Annotated in this window: 18 protein-coding genes; 9 read left to right on the top strand and 9 right to left on the bottom strand. The window is 36.6% G+C overall.

The features are described 5' to 3' along the window. Positions 1-258: 258 nt before the first annotated feature. The 7 genes from IPP61_02300 to IPP61_02270 all read left to right on the top strand — a co-directional run bounded on the left by IPP61_02300 (position 259) and on the right by IPP61_02270 (position 7,766). Positions 259-1,020 (top strand): response regulator transcription factor, encoded by a 762-nt coding sequence (locus IPP61_02300; protein ID MBL0324004.1) that lies wholly within the window; start codon positions 259-261, stop codon positions 1,018-1,020. Positions 1,021-1,086: 66 nt separating this feature from the next. After that, positions 1,087-2,967: a histidine kinase gene (locus IPP61_02295; protein MBL0324003.1), complete on the top strand. Its 1,881-nt coding sequence runs from the start codon at positions 1,087-1,089 to the stop codon at positions 2,965-2,967. A 105-nt stretch (positions 2,968-3,072) separates the two neighbouring features. Further along, positions 3,073-3,378, top strand: a complete 306-nt coding sequence (locus IPP61_02290; protein MBL0324002.1) for a LytTR family transcriptional regulator DNA-binding domain-containing protein — start codon at positions 3,073-3,075, stop codon at positions 3,376-3,378. Beyond that, the gene (locus IPP61_02285) at positions 3,375-4,727 is read left to right on the top strand and encodes a hypothetical protein (GenBank protein MBL0324001.1); all 1,353 of its coding nucleotides are present in this window, start codon (positions 3,375-3,377) and stop codon (positions 4,725-4,727) included. Before IPP61_02290 ends, IPP61_02285 begins: the two co-directional genes overlap by 4 nt. A 3-nt stretch (positions 4,728-4,730) precedes the next feature. Then, the gene (locus IPP61_02280; protein ID MBL0324000.1) at positions 4,731-5,600 is read left to right on the top strand and encodes a hypothetical protein; all 870 of its coding nucleotides are present in this window, start codon (positions 4,731-4,733) and stop codon (positions 5,598-5,600) included. A gap of 49 nt (positions 5,601-5,649) precedes the next feature. Then, positions 5,650-6,570 (top strand): hypothetical protein, encoded by a 921-nt coding sequence (locus IPP61_02275; protein MBL0323999.1) that lies wholly within the window; start codon positions 5,650-5,652, stop codon positions 6,568-6,570. Positions 6,571-6,722: 152 nt separating this feature from the next. Next, positions 6,723-7,766, top strand: a complete 1,044-nt coding sequence (locus IPP61_02270) for a hypothetical protein (protein MBL0323998.1) — start codon at positions 6,723-6,725, stop codon at positions 7,764-7,766. A 124-nt stretch (positions 7,767-7,890) separates the two neighbouring features. On the opposite strand, the gene IPP61_02265 is transcribed toward IPP61_02270, so the two are convergent. The 5 genes from IPP61_02265 to IPP61_02245 form a co-directional block, all read right to left on the bottom strand. After that, positions 7,891-9,012: a glycoside hydrolase family 88 protein gene (locus IPP61_02265; GenBank protein ID MBL0323997.1), complete on the bottom strand. Its 1,122-nt coding sequence runs from the start codon at positions 9,010-9,012 to the stop codon at positions 7,891-7,893. A gap of 72 nt (positions 9,013-9,084) precedes the next feature. Next, the gene (locus tag IPP61_02260) at positions 9,085-10,449 is read right to left on the bottom strand and encodes a hypothetical protein (protein ID MBL0323996.1); all 1,365 of its coding nucleotides are present in this window, start codon (positions 10,447-10,449) and stop codon (positions 9,085-9,087) included. A 5-nt stretch (positions 10,450-10,454) separates the two neighbouring features. Then, positions 10,455-11,336 (bottom strand): DUF4097 family beta strand repeat protein, encoded by an 882-nt coding sequence (locus IPP61_02255; protein ID MBL0323995.1) that lies wholly within the window; start codon positions 11,334-11,336, stop codon positions 10,455-10,457. A 7-nt stretch (positions 11,337-11,343) separates the two neighbouring features. Then, on the bottom strand, positions 11,344-11,883 hold the full coding sequence (locus IPP61_02250) for a hypothetical protein (GenBank protein MBL0323994.1): 540 nt from the start codon (positions 11,881-11,883) through the stop codon (positions 11,344-11,346). Further along, entirely contained in the window at positions 11,880-12,383 is a 504-nt protein-coding gene (locus tag IPP61_02245; GenBank protein ID MBL0323993.1) for an RNA polymerase sigma factor, read from the bottom strand. The genes IPP61_02250 and IPP61_02245 overlap by 4 nt, the downstream gene beginning before the upstream one ends. A gap of 169 nt (positions 12,384-12,552) precedes the next feature. Between IPP61_02245 and IPP61_02240 the strand changes: the two genes are divergently transcribed. Then, positions 12,553-13,545, top strand: a complete 993-nt coding sequence (locus IPP61_02240; protein ID MBL0323992.1) for an Ldh family oxidoreductase — start codon at positions 12,553-12,555, stop codon at positions 13,543-13,545. 5 nt (positions 13,546-13,550) lie between these two features. Here the strand turns inward: IPP61_02240 and IPP61_02235 are convergent, their stop codons facing one another. Both IPP61_02235 and rhaM read right to left on the bottom strand, forming a co-directional pair. Beyond that, positions 13,551-14,900, bottom strand: a complete 1,350-nt coding sequence (locus IPP61_02235; protein ID MBL0323991.1) for a glycoside hydrolase family 88 protein — start codon at positions 14,898-14,900, stop codon at positions 13,551-13,553. Positions 14,901-15,103: 203 nt separating this feature from the next. Beyond that, positions 15,104-15,418, bottom strand: a complete 315-nt coding sequence (gene rhaM, locus IPP61_02230) for an L-rhamnose mutarotase (GenBank protein ID MBL0323990.1) — start codon at positions 15,416-15,418, stop codon at positions 15,104-15,106. A gap of 205 nt (positions 15,419-15,623) precedes the next feature. On the opposite strand from rhaM, the gene IPP61_02225 reads away from it, so the two are divergent. Then, positions 15,624-16,631: a GntR family transcriptional regulator gene (locus IPP61_02225; protein ID MBL0323989.1), complete on the top strand. Its 1,008-nt coding sequence runs from the start codon at positions 15,624-15,626 to the stop codon at positions 16,629-16,631. A 1-nt stretch (position 16,632) separates the two neighbouring features. On the opposite strand, the gene IPP61_02220 is transcribed toward IPP61_02225, so the two are convergent. Beyond that, positions 16,633-17,730, bottom strand: a complete 1,098-nt coding sequence (locus IPP61_02220) for a glycoside hydrolase family 88 protein (protein MBL0323988.1) — start codon at positions 17,728-17,730, stop codon at positions 16,633-16,635. Positions 17,731-17,827: 97 nt separating this feature from the next. Further along, entirely contained in the window at positions 17,828-18,868 is a 1,041-nt protein-coding gene (locus tag IPP61_02215; protein MBL0323987.1) for a pectinesterase, read from the bottom strand. Between the last annotated feature and the right edge of the window lie 16 nt (positions 18,869-18,884).

Here is an 18,884-nt window from a genome sequence, read left to right as displayed (position 1 = left end):
TATTTTCATTTCAAATTTAATTTTTTTTCCATAAAATCCAAAAGAAAATTGGATTTAGCGTAGGTTTTTTATGTTTTATATCGGGATTTTTTTTAAAATCTTAACAAGGACTATTGATTGGGATTTGAAATTCGATTTCCACAAAATAAAAAACTTATACTATCAAATATTTTTTTCAGGATATTGCAAATACCAAAAAACATACGGATTATTGATACGGAATTTTATTATTTGCTTATTAAGATTTTCAAATACTGAATGATAACCGCTTTACTGCTCGACGACGAAACCACTAATCTCGAAATTTTGTCGCATGATCTTGCTACCTATTGTCCGGAGATAAAAATTGAGAAGGCTACCACCAGCTCTACCGAAGCATTACAGTTTTTGGCCACTAACAAAATCGATGTGGTTTTTTTAGATGTCACTATGCCTCAAATGTCGGGTTTTGATTTTTTGCTTTGTCAGAAAAGTATTGATTATCAGGTGGTTTTTGTTACTGCCCATCAGGAGTATGCACTCAGTGCGTTTGATTTTTATGCTGTCGATTATCTGGTAAAACCTGTGAGTAGTCAAAAACTGATGCGGGCAGTGGAAAGGTTAAAAGAGAAAATCGGGTCCAGTCGAAATCTTGAAAACATAGGGCCCAGATTGGAAGGTATCAAGTCTCATCATTTGAGAAGTGGCCACATTGCAGTGCCTAACACCGAAGGATTTGAAATGATTGATCAGGAAGAAATCAATTATTTGCAGGCTTGGGGCAATTATACTACCATATATTTGACTAATCGTGAGATAGTTGTCTCCAAAAATCTCGGGGAATTTGAGAAAATTCTGGATGACTCGAAGTTTATCAGAATCCACAATTCAGCGGTTGTTCAGATAAAAAAAATCAAGAAATATATCAGAGGTGATGGAGGCCAGGTGGTTATGACCGATGGAAAAACTTTGTCGGTTTCCAGAATAAATAAACCCAAACTCTTAAGTCTTATTTTAGTCGACAATAATTCCATTCGTTGAAAATGCTACATTTTTGGTTCTATTGAGAAAAAAATCCTTCTATCTTTCGGGAGAAAAATTCATTTTTTGAAAAATAGCATTTTCATATTTCTGTTGTTTGTATTTTTTCAGGCAAAATCTCAGGATTGTTTCAGGAGTACTGACAACAAGCCATTTAATGCTATTTCCCAAGTTTTACTTTATGCCGATACTACGGGCCAACTTTCAAAAGAAAAGATTTCCGCCAAAAAATTCATGCCTTTAAATTCATTTCAGATTCCACGGCTTTTGGGTGAGGAATTCAGGTACAATTTTTACCTTAAATTTTGTATCGAAAATCCCAAAAACATCATTGATACCCTGTTAATGAGTTCCGGGGTGGTTAAGCAACAGGAAATCTGGAAGTTTACAAGTGGAAAATGGGTGCAAACAGGATTTACAAAACAGAGCCTTCCGGAGAATAAGAGGCCATACCGATTTGACCAAAAATTTCTGAAAGTAGTCCTTTTACCCAAAGAAAGGGCAGTTTTTTTGTTGAAATTCAATGATTTGACCGGAAAAGAATTTGAAATAAATCCTTTGGTATTAACAGCTGGAGAGGAAGCTAAAATAAAGCTCAAAGATCTGTATGACAATAGGTTACCGATGTTTACCAATACCGCCATGTATAGCATTTTGTTTTACATTTTGATCATGGCGATGGCCCTTTATTATTTTCTCAGGCAAAGGTTTCTGGTTTATTATGCACTATATCTTATTTCCATGTTGCTCTTCAATATTTATGGATTCAGTTATTCGCCCTTTATCGTAACACCCTTGAATTTTTCGGAAATCTTAAATATCGATCTCAGGCAAAATTTCTATATCCTTTGTACGCAGATTTTCTACATGCTTTTTTTGAGTGAATTTTTGGAAGTAAACAGTCGGGGAACGCAAAATCAGAAGTCATTTTTCAGAATTATTATTCCGGCGTTTATTTTTCTGCTAATTGTAGAATTGTTTTTGAGTTTGATTTTAAAAAGGTATGATTGGCAGTTTTACAATACCCTTATCTCCGAATTGTTAATTCTGGTAGTGAGTATTTATTTGATTATCAATCTTTTTAAATGGAAAAACCTCTACACGCCACCGTTGTTAAAGGCTGCAAGTATCGTTTTGTTTTTGGGGGTTATCTTTGGATTTATTTCCAGCACCTTAGGTTTTTCAAAAACCTCTTCCAGTATTTTGTTGTACTATCCCAATTATGTTTTCAATTTAGCAGTACTGGCCGAAGTGATTTTATATACAATGGCCATTTTGCAACAGTTTTTTCAAACCAAAACTGAGCAAATAAGACTGCAACAACAATATGCCATGTCGGAGCTCAGCTTGCTGCGATCGCAAATAAACCCTCATTTTTTGTTTAATACACTCAACTCTATCAAAAATTATATAATCAGAAAAGATACCAATCAGGCCACGGAATACCTGACCGAATTCTCGGATTTGATACGGGCAATTTTGGAAAAAAGCAGGGAGCATATTATCAGCCTCAACGAAGAACTGGTATTTTGTGAACACTATCTGAGACTCGAACAAAAACGGGCAGAAGGAAAATTTAAGTATTTCATTGACAGGGATTTAATTATTGACTTGTCGGCCACAAATGTACCTGCATTTATTTTGCAACCCTTTCTGGAAAATGCCATAAAACATGGTTTTAACAATTTAAATAAGCAGGGATTTATAAAAATTTCTATTTTCAAAAAAAGTAATGACTTGTCTGTCGTAATCGAAGACAACGGTATTGGCCGCGAAGAAGCCACCAAAAACAGGCCGGCGGGGCATCAGTCTATGGGTGAGCAGCTGATTACCAATCGCATAAATCTGATTTCTGAAATTTACAATTGGTCAATAAAAGTAGAAATAGAAGACCTGAAAAATCCTACAGGCACAAAAGTCAATATCAGAATCCCTGACTTACGTTAATTATCCTCCAAAATCCGTCAGATATTCATTCTGGTCTGTTAAGTATTCATTTGTGATGGATTTGTTATTCTGGAAAAATTATTTTTCGGAAAAATATTTCCGGTCATGATTTCAATTAATACTATTCATGTGGGTTCCAGAACCTACCTGTCGCCTGATGAAATAGAATTCATCCAGGCCGATTTTAGCTATTCTCATATTTTTCTGAAAAACGGAAGAAGAATCCTGGTCTCCACCAATCTTCAAAAACTTCAGGAGCGTTTTGGCGAAAATATGGTGCGGGTTCATCGCAGTTTTTTGATTAATCCCTTAGCTGAACTTACGATTTATGAAAAGGAATTTGTTAGTAAATCCGGAAATAAGGGGCTGATTAGCAGGAGAATGGGTAAGAATATAAATTTAAGATCATGAAAAAAATACTATTATTATTGCTTATCGTCATTGCAAACAAATCCCAGGTTCATTGCCAGTCCTCGGAACTCTCCAACGGTGGGGCACTACTTAAATCTCCTTTCACTCAATTAGAATTAAGAAATAAAGGTTTGATTGTTCAAAGCGATTTTTCAATTCGAAACGTTAATCCCAACTCTAATATCTATACTCTTATCAACAGTAACATACAAACTCCAGATGGTAGGCTTGGAGGAACCATTTTCGATCCGGGTGGTAATGGCCCTTACCTACAGGGAGTTGCATTTTCAGCAAGAGCCCTTATCTCACCAGCTAGTCTATTGGATGGAAGTGTTGGTGGTTATCAAATAAGCTTTGATCTTATGGACATACCTGACGCGGGTGATTCTTTAATTATTTACGATTATGGACAGCCGATTCATATTTTCAATGGAACAACTACTATTCCAAACAAGATTATTATCCGCAATCCAAACATAGAAATTGCATTTCGAACAAATAATAACACTCAGGTTGGTCAGGGATTCATTCTTAAATTCATTCCATTGGATAACTCATTTGAAGAAATAATGGATGTTTATTACGGTGGCCCCCTTTTTGAATACTCAACGAACAAAGGAAGCATAAGTAGTGGTCCAACTAGTATTTTCAATTATAAAAACCGGGGAAATTTATCTTTTAATCATGGTTGGTTCAATTCTGTATCAGGCTATAATTCATTCACTGTTGGCAATGAAAACAATACAACTGCTCAGCATGGATTTACAATTGGGTATCGCAATTCGAATTTCGGAAATACATCCTTTGTTGGTGGTTTGACGAATGAAAATAAAGCAACTAATTCATTTACATTTGGAGAAGGGTTACAAAATTATTCTTCAAATACAGCCATATTTGGATCGTATAATGAAGTCATTATTTTTGACCCCGATGATGCACTTCATAGCAGAATCCCGTCAAACCCAATTTTTATTGTGGGTACCGGTTCTGCACCCCTCGACAGAAGAAATGCATTTGTAGTAAGAAACAATTCAAATGTTGATTTATGGGGATATACAAAACTCGGTCAATTTGCTCCACATATAAAAATGCTTGAAATCACTGGAAATATGCCAGCAGCAAATGTAAATGGCACCTACCCTCACGGACTCACAGACGCCAAAATACTATCAATTGTGGTAACGGCCGAGGTTAACAATCAATTTATTCCGGCAAATTATACTGGAAACGCATCTTTAGAATACAACTATTATTGGACCGCAGGAAACCTTTATATACTTAACAAAAATGGAAATAGCTCTGGACTTGCAAATATGCCATTTAAAGCATTAATCACTTATAAAGAATAAATTATGAAAAACAAAGTCACTATTTTTCTAATTATTATAATTTCGAGGGTAACTTCTGCCCAAGTTACCACTTTGCCAAATAGCATCGGAATTGGGCAAACCATAAACACAGCCATTCCTCTTCACATCAATAAGTCAGGTGAAGTAGCAAGATTTCAGGGTGCTAGTCCATACGTGACTTTTTATGATGCCTTGAATTTTAAAGGTTATATCCAAGCTATTTCAGACCATCTTGAAATCGGTACTCAGAATTTTAACAATTTGGACTTTTATACCAATTTCTTGCCTAGATTTAGGATTGACGGCACTACTGGCCAAGTTACAGCATTTGAGAAAATAAATGCAAATAATGGAATTCGACTTTCGGGCCCTTTACAAGCTGAGAACGAAAGTGTTGGACCTGCGGGAAGTGTTTTAGTTTCTAGAGGCAATGCTACACCGGCTTGGGAAGAACAAAAGGTAGGCTTTAGGGTAATTACACCTGTTATTGTCATTCCCAATTATTCAAATACTGAAATAGTGACTTATAATTTCCCTACGTTCAATGATGGAAGTGGATTTAACAAAAATACTGGAGTTTTTACTGCCCCTTCAAGTGGACTTTATTCATTTAATGTTAAAATTAATCTTCATAATACTACAACACCTTTATATGACTTTATAGGACAAATAGGTATTATTAAAAATTCCTTCCTCAATTTACAATATATTACTCGCTTTAGTACTGATAATAATTATTTCACAACTCTCGAGTCAAATTTTTTAATTAGATTAGATCAAAATGATGCTGTTAAATTTTCATTTTTTCAAGTTTCTGGACATGCCATAAGTTTAAATATTGCGGCGGATATGTCGGGTTTTAAAGTTTATTAATTTTGTTATATTTTATTAATTTTGGAAATATCCTTAAAAGCAAAATATTATGCGATTTTTTAACTTAACCTTTGTATTGTTGTTAGTTAATGGAGCTATTGCTCAATCTTTTACCGCGAAAACGGGTTATCTGTATTTGGGAGAAAAAGATACAGAACTCAATGGAGGAATGGAGGTTTTATCAGGCATTATCAAGAAGAATGATAAAATTGATATTTACGCTCCTTCAGGAAGGAAATTTACGGCTACAATTGTAAAAATTTCAGGCAAAAATAATGATGAATTGAGTCAAGTTAAAGCGGGTGAATATGGCTATTTTGATTTAAAATTTACCGAAAATCCTTCAACAGGAAAGGATTATATTAACAAAGACTATAAAGTATATCCTGCTGGTTTTAAGGTAAATAGTAGCCAAATGAAAGCAGAGGCCGATGCAAAGACCGCAAGTGTTAATTTTAAATCCAAACTGAATGGAAAAAATTGGAATGCAAAAGTGACCTACAAAGGTGCTTCTTTTTGGAGAAAAGGCGTGAAAGGTCTTCTTGAAAAACCATACATGCAACTTCAGTTTGCAAGCGTTCAGACACCAGATGAAAGACTCATAACTATCCAAGTTCTGTATCCAAAAGAATCACCTGCAAAATACGTTTCAAAAGACCTCGAAGTAAACTTTAGTGGTACACCTGATGGAAATACTGCCCACACCGAAATATACGGATTTGTAAACGGAAAAGGAAACACCGACTTCAGTCTGGAAATTACAAAATGGCAAAAAGTATCCTCTTCAAAAGCTATCATTTCAGGCAAAATTTCGGGTGATTTGAAAGAAGTAAAACTACTCGGAACTCCAAAACTAATACACCGTTTCTCCGATGGTGTATTTGAGAATATAGAGGTGGAAATCTTCAACGAACAGGTTGATTTTAAACAAATGATAAAATCTGTCGTTGGGGAATCAAAGAAAAATTGAACTTTGACTCTATTAAACAATTTGTTTTAAAATCGCTGTAATTGATAAAAGAGAACAATACTACACCTTTTGTGGTATTTTAAATATACTATTTTTGGTTGATGTAATAGTTTTCAATTGTCTTGAACTTTGTTACATTAATTAAAATTTTAATGGGCGAATTTGCAAACAGAAATAAGAGACAATCAAAAACATTTCAAAAGCACAAATTTGTTAAGGACTCTATCAAAAAAACGCTATTCTTAAAGTTTTTACTTTTGACCGTGCTCGTCAGCACCAATTCTAAAGCTCAGAGAATATATAAAAACGGAATTCTGCATACAGATACACTTTCAAATAGTGGAGTTGCTGCTCCTGCTGGTTATAGATGGTCAGAAATCCAAAACGATACTGGAAATACCACAGAATCAAATATTAATATTGGACCAAGTTGTACGCAAACTGCTTTCAATTTAGCCGATGATTTTACTGTGCCAGTTGGTCAGACTTGGAGTATTTCTAAGTTTTCATTTTATGCATTTCAATTAAATGCGACAACCCATCCCATTGACGGTCTCTACTTTAGAATCTATAATGGCCCTCCAAATGCTGGTGGAACGGTAATTTTCGGTAATTTGACTACAAACCGTTTGTCAAAGTCCACTGATACCAAAATTTATCGTATTTTTAATTCTTTAGTGCCCGCACCAGGTTCGACCCCTACGACGAATCACCTCATTTTTAAAGTCAGTAGCAATGTGACATTAAATCTTTCAGCCGGCACATACTGGATTGAGTGGGCTATCAGGCCCATAAACCGTAGGGTATTAAATGCCCCTACAAGTACAGTGAAAGGGCAACGTACTCCTTGGTCAGCTTCAACTCCCAATGCCATGCAGTTAAGGGTTGGAACCAATACCTGGTCAACAATTGTGGATGCAGGAAAACCCGATTCTGCACCAGATGTAAATGTAGAATTTCCTTTTGAAATAGAATACACTACAGCGTGCCAATATGCAGTTGATGTTACTAATTCAATTAATTTTAATGATATAAAGGCCCACGTTTCCATTACTACGGGCGACAATATTTCAAATGCAATTCCTAACTCAGCAAACGTAATTTTTCAAGCTGGTAATAGTATCCTATTAAACCCAGGATTTAAAACTTCAAATGATGTAATATTCACAGCAAAAATATTAGACAATTGCTTGTGAATGTTTTAAAATTTTGCTGTTTTTTATTAAAATATATTGGTTTGGAATCTTCAACTAGCAAGTTGCTTAGAAGAAAATGATTAGTCAAGTAGACAAGTCAAACTAACTGCAGAATACAAAATTCTCACTTCAATAAATAAACCTGCGTTCCCGCCAAAAGATAACAACCTAGTCCATAATCCTCAAAATTAGCTTTTTTTTCAAAGCTGAGAGGTTGGCCATCTTTGGGTTCTTTGCCGGTGGATTGCACATACCCAAGCATGCCGTCAGAATGCAGACTGGTTTTGTTCATCGCATCCCAGGCTTTTAGAGTTGGTTTTATGTAGGTTTTTTTGCTCAAATACCCGTTATTTATTCCCCAAGCCATGCCGTAAGCAAAAAGTGCGGTGCCGGAGAGTTCGGGCCCTCCAAAATCATTGGGATCGGAGAGTGAAACATTCCAAAAACCATCCTTTCTTTGAAGTGGCAAAAGCGATTTCATCATTGTGAGGTACATTTCTTCATATTCTTTGTAGTGTTTGGCATTTTTGGGCAAAATCTCCAACATTTTTACCATAGCAGCTACAACCCATCCATTGCCACGCGACCAGTGGCATTGTTTTCCATTTGGGGTGTTAAACGGCGGCACAAAACCTTTATCACGATACCAGAGGCCATCTTTTGCATTGTAAAGTCCACCACCTTCGATGTTTTTTGAATGCAAATACAATTGATGCATTTTCTCAAAATAGCGTTCGTCATTGTACATCACCCCCAACTTGGCAAACACCGGCATGGCCATCTGTAAGGCATCAATCCATGACCAGTCGTCCACTTTGTCGGAGGCCAACATAAGGTCTATTGAAGCTTTTATTTCTGCCAATCGTTGCTTTTGGGTGGTGTCCATTTGATACAAATCTATATAGGTTATGCCACAACAATGACTGTCGGCATGTCGGCTTTTTACTCCAAACCAGGTCGCCCATTTGTTGCCTTCGCCCCAGGCAATTGCGTAATCGATATATTTTTTGTCAGGATCAATTTTGTAGAAATCCATCAATCCTTCGTAGTAAATGCCTCTTGTCCAGAGATTTGAGGTTCTGACTTTGTCCAAAACAATCTTTTGTGATGGATCAGGCCATATTTTCATGAAATAATCATTGGCCAGTCGCATATTGGCCAATACCTCATTCTTTTCGGGGAGTTTTTGCGAAAAAGAATCGAGACTACAAATCAAAATAAAAATCCAGACAACATTTTTTTTCATTAGGTTGAAATTTTACTCAATAATCATGAAAAAACTTTTGTTTACTGTCCTGCTGATACCTGATTGATTTACTTATTTGGCCAGGCCGAGTTTGATTCCTATTTCGAAATGAGTTTGATTAAACCAATCACGAGGTAAATCGGATTGTCCAAAAGATTTAATTGATTCAAAACCCAAGGCTATGTTAATATCAAGAAATGAATTTTTGTTTGTCAATGTCTGGTATCCAATGATTCCACTTATTGCTTGTAAATCAGTTCTGTTTGGAAATGATAAATTGATGATTTTTCCATTTAATGTTTTGTTGATTTGATAGAGATATTCCAATCCTGAGTACAATCCATTCAGGTTATTACCTTGTTTGCCCGCCAAAATCTTCTTCTTTTGACCAATATAGTATCTAAGTTGCTCCTTAAGGCCTATTTCGTAATTTAGATTATTGTATTTCCTTTGAGAAAAAACCGCAATATTGCCTTTATATTCTGTTCCATCAGGGGAAACAAAAGTAGTATCCTTATAATGGGAAATTTCAGATATTTTCCAATTTTTCAAACCCTGAAAAAGATTTGAATTGATTGAAAAAGCAGAATTGGCTATTTTTTGTTCAAAAGCCAAATCTAGTTTAATGTCCTGAGTAGATTTATCAATATATAAAGTATTGTTAATGTTTAATTTAAACAAATCCTTATTGTTAAAATTACATTTCAAAAACTCGCAATAGTCCTTTGATTTTGATCGTTCATTTGGGGATAGAAGTCCAAATCCTACCTGATTTTGCATTGAAACAAAGAAAGGAAATTTGTTTTTTCCATAATCTTTATAGCTGTTCGATTGGTCTATTATATAGCCTTTTTTAACCCCAAACTGAAACCCCAGATTCAAAGTATTGCCAAATTGCTTTCCAAATTTGAGAGAAATATTTGATTTTTCTAGAAATATTCCATCTACAAAACCTCCAATAACCTGATAACTGGATCCAAGTAAATTCACCATTTTATAGTAGTTTGGAATTTCATTTTCGAATACTTGATACTTTATTGCAATATAATTTCCGGTAATGTTTGATTTTTGCAAACCATTCTTAATTCTATTTTTCATATTGAAATAATATCGGGCTTCCATACTACCTTCAAGGCTGGATTGCGAAGTATTCATATTAAACATATATCCAGCTTCTGCTATTAGGGAAAAGGACTTTCCAATTTTCTTTTCCAGCTGAATCCCTAAAAGGTTTGAGTTCAATAATCCCGGATCAGTAGCAAAAACCCTCAACCCACTCTTCACCATTCGATTACCACCAAAGGCTTTTTCGTATTCGTCTATGAGGGTAGTTTTTTCAAATTTCTCCACTTTTTCTTCTGAGAAAGTCACTTTTGTGCTGTCGGTTTGGGCGTGTAGCGAAAAAGACATTGCGAGTAAAATGATAAGTTTTTTCATGATTTTCATAGTTTTTCGAGTGTGATATTGCCTGACTTGTTTGTGATATTCATACTTGATTTTTCATTCGAATTAAATATTAGTTGAGCTGTTTTTTTTGTCATTTTTACCTTTCCCATTTCTGTTGGAGTAATAATTTGACCGAAAATTGTACTTAGATTTAGAGCTAATTTTTTGATTGGGATGGCAATGAGCTTGATTTCTGACTTGTCGGCATTAAGTGTGAGATTTTGAACCTCTTTTGGGCCATTTAAAAGGATTTCTCCATAAAAAGAAACTATCGAAATATTGCCTGAAAAAGCTCTTAATGAAAGGTTTGTTCGTTCGGTTTTAATATTTGTTGTCCCTTCAATTTCATCAATTTTTACTTCTCCATATTTTGTTTGGATTTTAGTATTTCCTGAAATTTTGCTCAAAGAATTGATACAGAATTCAGAATTGAGGGTCAGCTTTTTTGTCTCGCCTGAAATATTGATTTTTCCAAAACTATTTTTTAGCTCCATTTCCAATCCTGCCGGAATTCTTATTACATATTTTGTTTTAAAGTTTGATTCTGGCTTTTGGTCTTTTTGGCTTAGTAAAATGTAATTTCTAGTGTGTAGAACCCCGTTTTTTACATCGATAGCAAGTTTCAAAAAGTTGAGGTCATGGGCAGCAGTATTTTTTTCTGGGTGCTTTGCACTGAGATCGGCACTTAGGCTCACTTTCGATTTATTCCACACTATTATTTCAATATCAGCTTTTTCAGCATCTAATTTCAAGGCTTTTATTTGCTCAAAATCTTTTTCAAAGTGCCTGTTAGCCACCTGGAGCGTGGTTTGTGCCCAGGCCTGAGTCATAAGTCCAAACAAAATTGTCGTTAATAATATTTTTAATTTCTTTTTCATTATTCTTTCAAATTTGTGCTGCCATTTGGCGTATTATGTCGGATTTTTGGTTTTCAATTTCGGCCAATTGAACTACGAGTTCCGGCTCTGTATTGTACTTGCCCATCGCTTCTTTTAGTGCCTTACTAGCCGTATTTAAATCGTCGAGTTCAGCTTCCAATGCCTTAAATTCAGGTTTTTCGCAAACTATTTTGTCTTCAATGCAAATCTTTTTTATTTGTTCGTATCCGTATTCACTATTGTCGTTTTCATTCAAAACCAACTCAGGGTCAAGCGATTGTTTGGTAAAACTTACACCTGCATTTTTTTGAATAAAAAATATACCTGCGATCAAAATGATTGAAGCCGCTGCTATCCATTTCATCCAGATGAATTTTGTATTGGTAATATCTGAAGTAATATTTTTCCATACTTTTTCTTGAGGTTCATACTGAGGCAAATCATGTAAAATTGACCTGAAATTTTCCTCATCGAATATATTTTCAATGCTTTGCCAAATTTTATCTGATGGTTCGTATTCCGGTAAATTCATTTTTAAAATTTTCATTTTAACATTTCTCTCAATCTTTTTTTTGCATAAAATAGCTGTGATTTTGAGGTGCCTTCCGTTATCCCCAGGACTTCACTTACTTCTTTGTGGGTATATCCCTCAATCTCTAGCATAAGAAAGACCGTTCTGTATCCATCGGGCAAACTCAAAATGGCTTTTTCAAGATATTCGGCATCAATTTTCTCATGAGATAAAGTAATTACGACATTTTGATAATCTTCAATATTCTCTGGCATCACCGGCCCTTTTATTTTTTTATAGGCTTTTCTGATGACAATGGTTTTTATCCATGCCCCGATGGTCGATTCTCCTCTGAAATTTTGCAGATTTCTGAAAATATCAATAAAAGCATCCTGTAATACATCGTCAGCATCATCGAAATTCCCCGTTAACCTGTAGGCAAGTGTGTACATGGCACGTTTGTATTTGTCGTAAAGCGTGCGTTGTGCAATCCTGTCATTTTTCTTGCAAGCTGCTATGAGCTCTGTTTCTGTCATAAAGCCTGGGTTTCAGAGGGTTTTATTATAAAGTGGAATAAAAGCATGGAAATGGTTGTATCGGTTAAAAATTATTTATTTAAATTAATGAATTTCTTTGGAAGAATAAATCTTTAAAAGACCTTTTTATGAATTTATCCATATTTTTACCCAAACTAATTACCCTGATATGCATTTTGAATACGGTGTTCTGTTTGAAAAAATCACCAATCTTTTCCAATCACATGGCCTTGACCCTGAAAAATCAGCGAGCATCGCCCGAATCCTGACTGAAGGCGAGTTGCTAGGGCATACTACTCATGGTTTGGCTTTGGTTAAGCCTTATCTTGAAGAATTGGAAAATGGTCAAATGGAAAGAAATGGAAGCTTTGAAGTAATAAATACCACTAACACGACACAAACCTGGTATGGCCGGTATCTTCCCGGTACATGGCTCACTGAAAAGGCGATCGAAACCGCAATCGAAATGGCAAAAAGTGAAGGGGTAGGGACTGTGGTAATCCAGAAATCTCATCATATTGCCTGTTTGGCTGCATTTTTGGAAGTTGTTGCCCGCAAAAATTTGATGGTGATAATCGCCTGTTCTGATCCCAGAAACAAAACTGTGGCACCTTTTGGCGGTAAAATTCCGGTTTATTCTCCTAATCCATTGGCCATTGGAATTCCAACCGAAGGTGATCCGATTTTGATAGATGTGAGTATTTCAGCCACAGCCAATGCGGTGGTTAACCGGGCAGCTAAAAATCAAGAACTGTTAGGAGGAAACTGGCTTCTGAAACCCGATGGAACCGCCAGCAGTGACCCCCAATCCTTTTTTGAAAATCCACCATCTACCATTTTGCCGCTCGGTGGAATGGATTTGGGCTATAAAGGCTTTGCCCTGGGCATCCTGATTGAAGCCATGACCAGTGCATTGGGTGGTTATGGACGAAAAGATAATCCTGAAAGATGGGGAGCATCGGTTTTTATTCAGGTAATTGACCCCGGAAAATTTGCCGGTGAAATTGCATTTTTAGCCGAAATGGAGAATTTCAGGAATCAATGTTTGGCCTCAGGTGAAAATGTAAGAATGCCGGGGGCAAATGGCTTAAAAAATAAGGAGATGCTTTTGAAAAATGGCATCCTGTTATCTGATGAAATAGTTAAATTATTTTTTGCTTGATTTTCTCATTTCTTCCATTGTACCGAGCTGTCGTTGATCTCAAACTTATTGTTGTTGAGTAAGTTAATGATTTCTGATGCTGCGAAAATCGTTGGGCCGTATCCGTGTGCAGCAAATGGACTAACCGGACGGTGATAGTAAAACGCCGTGTCAAAGCCCATTCCGGTACCAACGCAGGTACCTTCTACTTGTCCTTTTTCGTTGATTATGGTTGAAACGGCATTCCAGCCCAGCATGACCATCGGCGAGTAAGCCATTTTATCGATCCATCCCTGGTTGATAGCGTGAGCTATGCAGTAGGTGTAAATGGCCGTTGCTGAAGTTTCCAGGTAGGAATCTTCCCTATCGAGCAGTTGATGCCAAAAGCCTGAGCCGGACTGGTATCTTGCCAGACCACGGATATGGTCTTTCAGCATTTTGATAATTATAGGTCTGCCAGGATGATTGGCCGGAAGTACATCCAATACTTCAATCTTGGTCAAAATCGCCCAACCATTAGCTCTTGCCCAATGAAACTGCGGATGCTCGCTCATGCCTTCAATCCAGCCGTGCATATATACACCCTTTTCTTTGTTAAACATCTTACTATGAAATAGTTGAATTTGTTTCACAGCTTCATCATAATATTTTTTCTGACCGGTGTATTTTCCCATATTGGCGATGGCCGGCACACCCATAAACATATCATCAAGCCAGAGTGCATCAGCCTGTGGACGCATTCGTGCAAGTGTACCGTCCTTTAGGCGATGTTCTTTGTTTAAAATATAATCTATGTGGGTATCAATCAGTAGCTTAGCATCAAGATTTTCTCCGCTCATTTTAGTTTTCAAAATGGCCGTACACATGGCCCCACAGTCGTCAAGAGCTCTTGGAGCTATCAAGCCACGAAGTGGACCGGCGGTGGCCCAGTCGGCATGTTCTTCCGAGGTTTTCTTGAAATATGGGGCTGCATTGCTGATAAACTTTAATCTTTCAAGTGTATAGTTTTTATACTTTTTGTCACCTGTAGCTTTTGTGGCGGCCAGCATGGCGGCATAGGTTACGCCCCATTCGTAGCTTACGAGCCTGTAATCACCTTTTTTGAGAGCAGTGGTAGCCGAAATTTTGGATAAATCATTAATTTCTTCTCCGGTTTTTGAATCTACAAATGCCATAGGAGTAACTCCATTGAGGTAATTGAATACCCGGTCAAGTGAGGCTTTAACTTCTTCGGTTTTCGGGATTCCGTATGGGATAGGGTAGTCGGGTTGCAAAAGGTGAAGAGGTGTATTGCTATCATTGGCATTGGTTACATTTCTTTGAGCAAACATTGCCATAGGTAGAATTATCAGACTGAGAGTTAATATTTTTTTCATTTTTATAAAATATTCAAAATCCAATTTTTAAATCATTTTTAATTATTTCTTTACAAAAATTGAGATACATCCAAACCTAATTTTAGAATAATAAGAGGTAAATACCCAATCGAGCCAAACCCAAATCGAATCAATCGTAAATCGAATCAATCGTAAATCGAATCAATCGTCCATCGAATTAATCGAATCAATCGTCCATCGAATCATTTCATATAAAACACATCTTTCAGGCTAATACTAACTGGTGAGTTGTCGGGATTACTCTCCATGATATCAGCCATATAAGCCCACCATTTTTTCATGATCGGGCTTTCAGGTAGCAGGTTCATGGAGGTGGCATCAACAATATTGAGAACACCAAACAGGCTTAATGTTTCTTCATCGAGGAAAATGGAATAATCAGAAATACCATTTTGATGCAACAAATCAACTAATTCAGGCCAGATTTCATCATGGCGTTTTTTATATTCCGCTTCTTTTCCAGGGAAAAGTTTCATTTTAAAAGCCAGTTTCTGCATCTGCGATTTTTTATTTTAGGTCAAATTATAATACAAATTACAAACACCAGTCCTGCTCTCATTGGTATTTTTAAAAAAAATAAATGCAAACGATTGCGTGATTTTTTTAATAAAACCTTTCTCAATAAATAAATTTTTCCTGAATTCAAGCTAAATTTAACTCCACAGAAAGAAAAACCGGCCAAAAATGGGAAAAGAGAATATGTTGAGGGCATTGAAAATCAACGAAAAAGATAAGATGCCCAAATACAAGCAGATTGTCAATTCTGTGATTGATAATATCGCACGGGGTTATCTGAAAACCGGAGATCAACTGATGTCGATTACTGAAATGAGCATCGAATATCTGTTGTCAAGAGATACTGTTGAAAAAGCATATCGTGAACTTAAAAAACGAGGCTACATTGAAGCAGTTCACGGAAAAGGATTTTTTGTGAAGTCTGAAAGAGACAGCAAGAACAGGGTGTTGCTCATTATGAATAAAATGAGTTCTTATAAAAAAATCATATATTATGCAATAATTAATGAACTTGGGGATGATTTTGTGGTTGATTTGCAGATCCATAACTACTCTGTTGAAGCCTTTGACGATATTCTTTCCCGTAATCTTGGAAAGTATAATCATTATATGGTTATGCCCCATTTTTTAGAAGATAAAGCAGATTTTCTTCCGATAATGAACCGGATTCCCAAATATGAACTCATATTACTGGATAAATTTATACCCGAATTTCCAGATACACCTACTATTTATCAGGATTTTGAGAAGGATATTTTTGAAGTTTTCGAGAAAAATCTTAAAAAAATAAACAAGTACAAAAAATTGGTTTTAGTTTTTCCTGAAGATGGAAATTATCCTGAAGATATCAAGAATGGATTCAGGGCATTTTGTGCATATAATAACCTTCCACATAAAACATACCCAACCTCTTCATTAGCACTGGAAGACCATTCTGAAGAAACCCTGTATGTGGTAATTGAAGAAAGTGATTTGGCCGATGTGATTAAGTTTTCGAGAAAAAACCATTTGAAATTAGGCAAAAAAACAGGCGTAGTTTCTTTTAATGACACCACTCTCAAAGAGGTGCTCGACATCACGGTTATCACCACCGACTTTGAAGCCATGGGTACCCGTGCCGCTCAAATCCTGAAAAACAAAGAGCAGGTAATCGAGAAAAATCCCTTTTATTTAATTGACAGAGGGAGTGCCTAATCTACTTTTTCAAATATTTCAACATCTCTGAGCCTGCCAATAAATAAGCACCGGTACCATATACTTCCCAACTTTCTTTATCAAAATTACGTCTGGGGTCAGCTCCGATAGGCTGCACCCATCCCACTTTACCATTTTCTTGAACAAGGGTATTCAACGCTTTCCAACCATTTCTTATAGTGTTTTTAAAGTCTTTTTCGGGTAGAAGACCGTGGTTTACTCCCCAGGTGATTGCATAGATGTCAAATCCCGAACCGGAAGCTTCTCCCCCGGGATAGGCATCCGGATCAAGCAAACTTGACCTCCAGAGTCCGTCGGGTTGTTGAAGTGATTTTAACCTGTAAGCCATTTCTTTGAATAGTGTTTCATAAAATGACCGGTTAGGATAGTCAGATGGTAGTTCAGCTAGCAAGCGGGCCAATCCCCCAATTACCCAGCCATTGCCACGGCTCCAGAATATTTTTTGTCCGTTGGCTTCGAGTTTTTGATTTCCCTGAGCGTCTTTCAAATAAGAAGCATCACGGGCAAAAAGTTTTTCTTCTTTATTGTAGAGTAAATCATAACATTCCTTAAATAGCTCATCATTAGTCTTCAGCAAAGAAATATCCCCTGTTTCTTTGGCTATTTTAGCGAAAACAGGAGGGCCCATAAAAAGGGCATCGCACCACCACCAGGTAATGCCATGATTGGCTTTTTCTTTACCTGGCCAAAACTGCACTTTTATCAAGGTATCCCAGGTAGGTTTTATCAATTTTTCGTTTTTATTCTGACGATAAAGATCTATATAGGTCTGAGAAATTGTAATATCATCGGCATGGTCGTATCTATTTCCGGGTTGCCAGGAAGTTTTTTTTCCTAAATTCATCAATGAATCCATAATCCATTGTTTCTGAGTGGCTTCCCATGCTGCAAATACTCCGGCATAAAACGCTCCGTTTGTCCAATCGGTTGGTTCATGTTTTGGGTTTTCCAGTTGCCATTTGGTGGCTTTTTCTAAACGAGATTTTATTTCTGATGCTTTAAAGACATTTTGAGCCGAAAGACTGAGGCTTAGGAATAAAAAGAATAAGATTTTTTTCATTTTATAAGGTTGAAACATTGACAGGCAAGATAATAATTAATTTAAAAGAAATCATTATTATTAAAAACTGAAAACAATAAACAGATTTCTTTAAAAGGTGTTTTTTCAAAGAAAATCACCACTTTCTCCCAAATACACCCTTGAATCCCAAATCTTTGGCTTTCAAACTTGTATTGTCTTTATGCCAGTCGAAATCTCCGCCTTCACGGTGGCAGTTTTTATAATATATACGGTGTCCCCAATTGAGTTTTCGGTCGCCGGACTGGTAGATAGGGGCATCGGCCATTTCTTTACTAAACTCACAATCAAACAAATACATTTGAGCCTCTCTATGGTAGCGGCCCAGTTTGAAACCCTGGTCGCCCAAAAATTTGCAGTTTTTCAAAACTGTCTTGTCACTTTCTTTTGCCGAACCGTCATGCCAGATGGCCGCTGACATATTGTGACAAATAAACAATGAGTTCTCTATCAGTGCATTACCTCTCGGGCAATACAAGTCAACATGACCTTCGATGGTACAATGGTTGAAATAATACATGCCGCCCTCTACATCCCATGGGCTCACTGTATCGCCACCGCCGGAGCGGAAAGTACAATGAAGGAACTTGAGTCTTGTGGCACCCGGTATAGATCGGAACGCAAACTGGTGACCATCCTTTCGAACAATTTTTTCTCCATCTCTTTCGCCTGGCTCGCGTGGCAAAGCGTAGTTCTGAACGGTGGAGGGATTTACTTTTCCTGCTTCGTTAAGGCATTTGATTACGCTGTCACCTTTTGCATTAAATCCATAATCATTTAGGATGGTCAGGTTTTTAAAAACCACATCAGAGGCCATTACATTGATGGTGGCTGCACCATAGTCGTTGGGGTTTTCGCACCGCCAGATGTCCCGTGCCTGAGTAAAAGTGATGATTACGCCTTTTTCTGACTCACCCTCCAGGACCAAATGATGTCTTACGATATCAATCCACAGTTTCTCGTTATAAGTGCCGTTTTTGACAAAAATCTTTCGGTATTTATCTTTCGTTGAAGGCTTGAAGCTTTCAATGGCTTTTTGAATGGACTTAAAATCACCACTACCATCTTTCGAAACTGTAATGGTTTGAGCTTGGCAAATATTTGCATATGCAAAAAGAAATATTAAAATATATTTCATTTATATTTTTTGATTG

The sequence above is a fragment of the Cytophagaceae bacterium genome, assembly GCA_016722655.1.
Lineage (GTDB): Bacteria > Bacteroidota > Bacteroidia > Cytophagales > Spirosomataceae > Leadbetterella.
This window is presented reverse-complemented; position numbering and strand designations above follow the sequence as displayed.

Excerpts from the sequence above, each read along its gene's own strand:
- IPP61_02300 (MBL0324004.1), top strand. The coding sequence starts at position 259 with ATGATAACCGCTTTACTGCTCGACGACGAAACCACTAATCTCGAAATT.
- IPP61_02290 (MBL0324002.1), top strand. The coding sequence starts at position 3,073 with ATGATTTCAATTAATACTATTCATGTGGGTTCCAGAACCTACCTGTCG.
- IPP61_02285 (MBL0324001.1), top strand. The coding sequence starts at position 3,375 with ATGAAAAAAATACTATTATTATTGCTTATCGTCATTGCAAACAAATCC.
- IPP61_02280 (MBL0324000.1), top strand. The coding sequence starts at position 4,731 with ATGAAAAACAAAGTCACTATTTTTCTAATTATTATAATTTCGAGGGTA.
- IPP61_02275 (MBL0323999.1), top strand. The coding sequence starts at position 5,650 with ATGCGATTTTTTAACTTAACCTTTGTATTGTTGTTAGTTAATGGAGCT.
- IPP61_02270 (MBL0323998.1), top strand. The coding sequence starts at position 6,723 with ATGGGCGAATTTGCAAACAGAAATAAGAGACAATCAAAAACATTTCAA.
- IPP61_02265 (MBL0323997.1), bottom strand. The coding sequence starts at position 9,012 with ATGAAAAAAAATGTTGTCTGGATTTTTATTTTGATTTGTAGTCTCGAT.
- IPP61_02260 (MBL0323996.1), bottom strand. The coding sequence starts at position 10,449 with ATGAAAAAACTTATCATTTTACTCGCAATGTCTTTTTCGCTACACGCC.
- IPP61_02255 (MBL0323995.1), bottom strand. The coding sequence starts at position 11,336 with ATGAAAAAGAAATTAAAAATATTATTAACGACAATTTTGTTTGGACTT.
- IPP61_02250 (MBL0323994.1), bottom strand. The coding sequence starts at position 11,883 with ATGAAAATTTTAAAAATGAATTTACCGGAATACGAACCATCAGATAAA.
- IPP61_02245 (MBL0323993.1), bottom strand. The coding sequence starts at position 12,383 with ATGACAGAAACAGAGCTCATAGCAGCTTGCAAGAAAAATGACAGGATT.
- IPP61_02240 (MBL0323992.1), top strand. The coding sequence starts at position 12,553 with ATGCATTTTGAATACGGTGTTCTGTTTGAAAAAATCACCAATCTTTTC.
- IPP61_02235 (MBL0323991.1), bottom strand. The coding sequence starts at position 14,900 with ATGAAAAAAATATTAACTCTCAGTCTGATAATTCTACCTATGGCAATG.
- rhaM (MBL0323990.1), bottom strand. The coding sequence starts at position 15,418 with ATGCAGAAACTGGCTTTTAAAATGAAACTTTTCCCTGGAAAAGAAGCG.
- IPP61_02220 (MBL0323988.1), bottom strand. The coding sequence starts at position 17,730 with ATGTTTCAACCTTATAAAATGAAAAAAATCTTATTCTTTTTATTCCTA.
- IPP61_02215 (MBL0323987.1), bottom strand. The coding sequence starts at position 18,868 with ATGAAATATATTTTAATATTTCTTTTTGCATATGCAAATATTTGCCAA.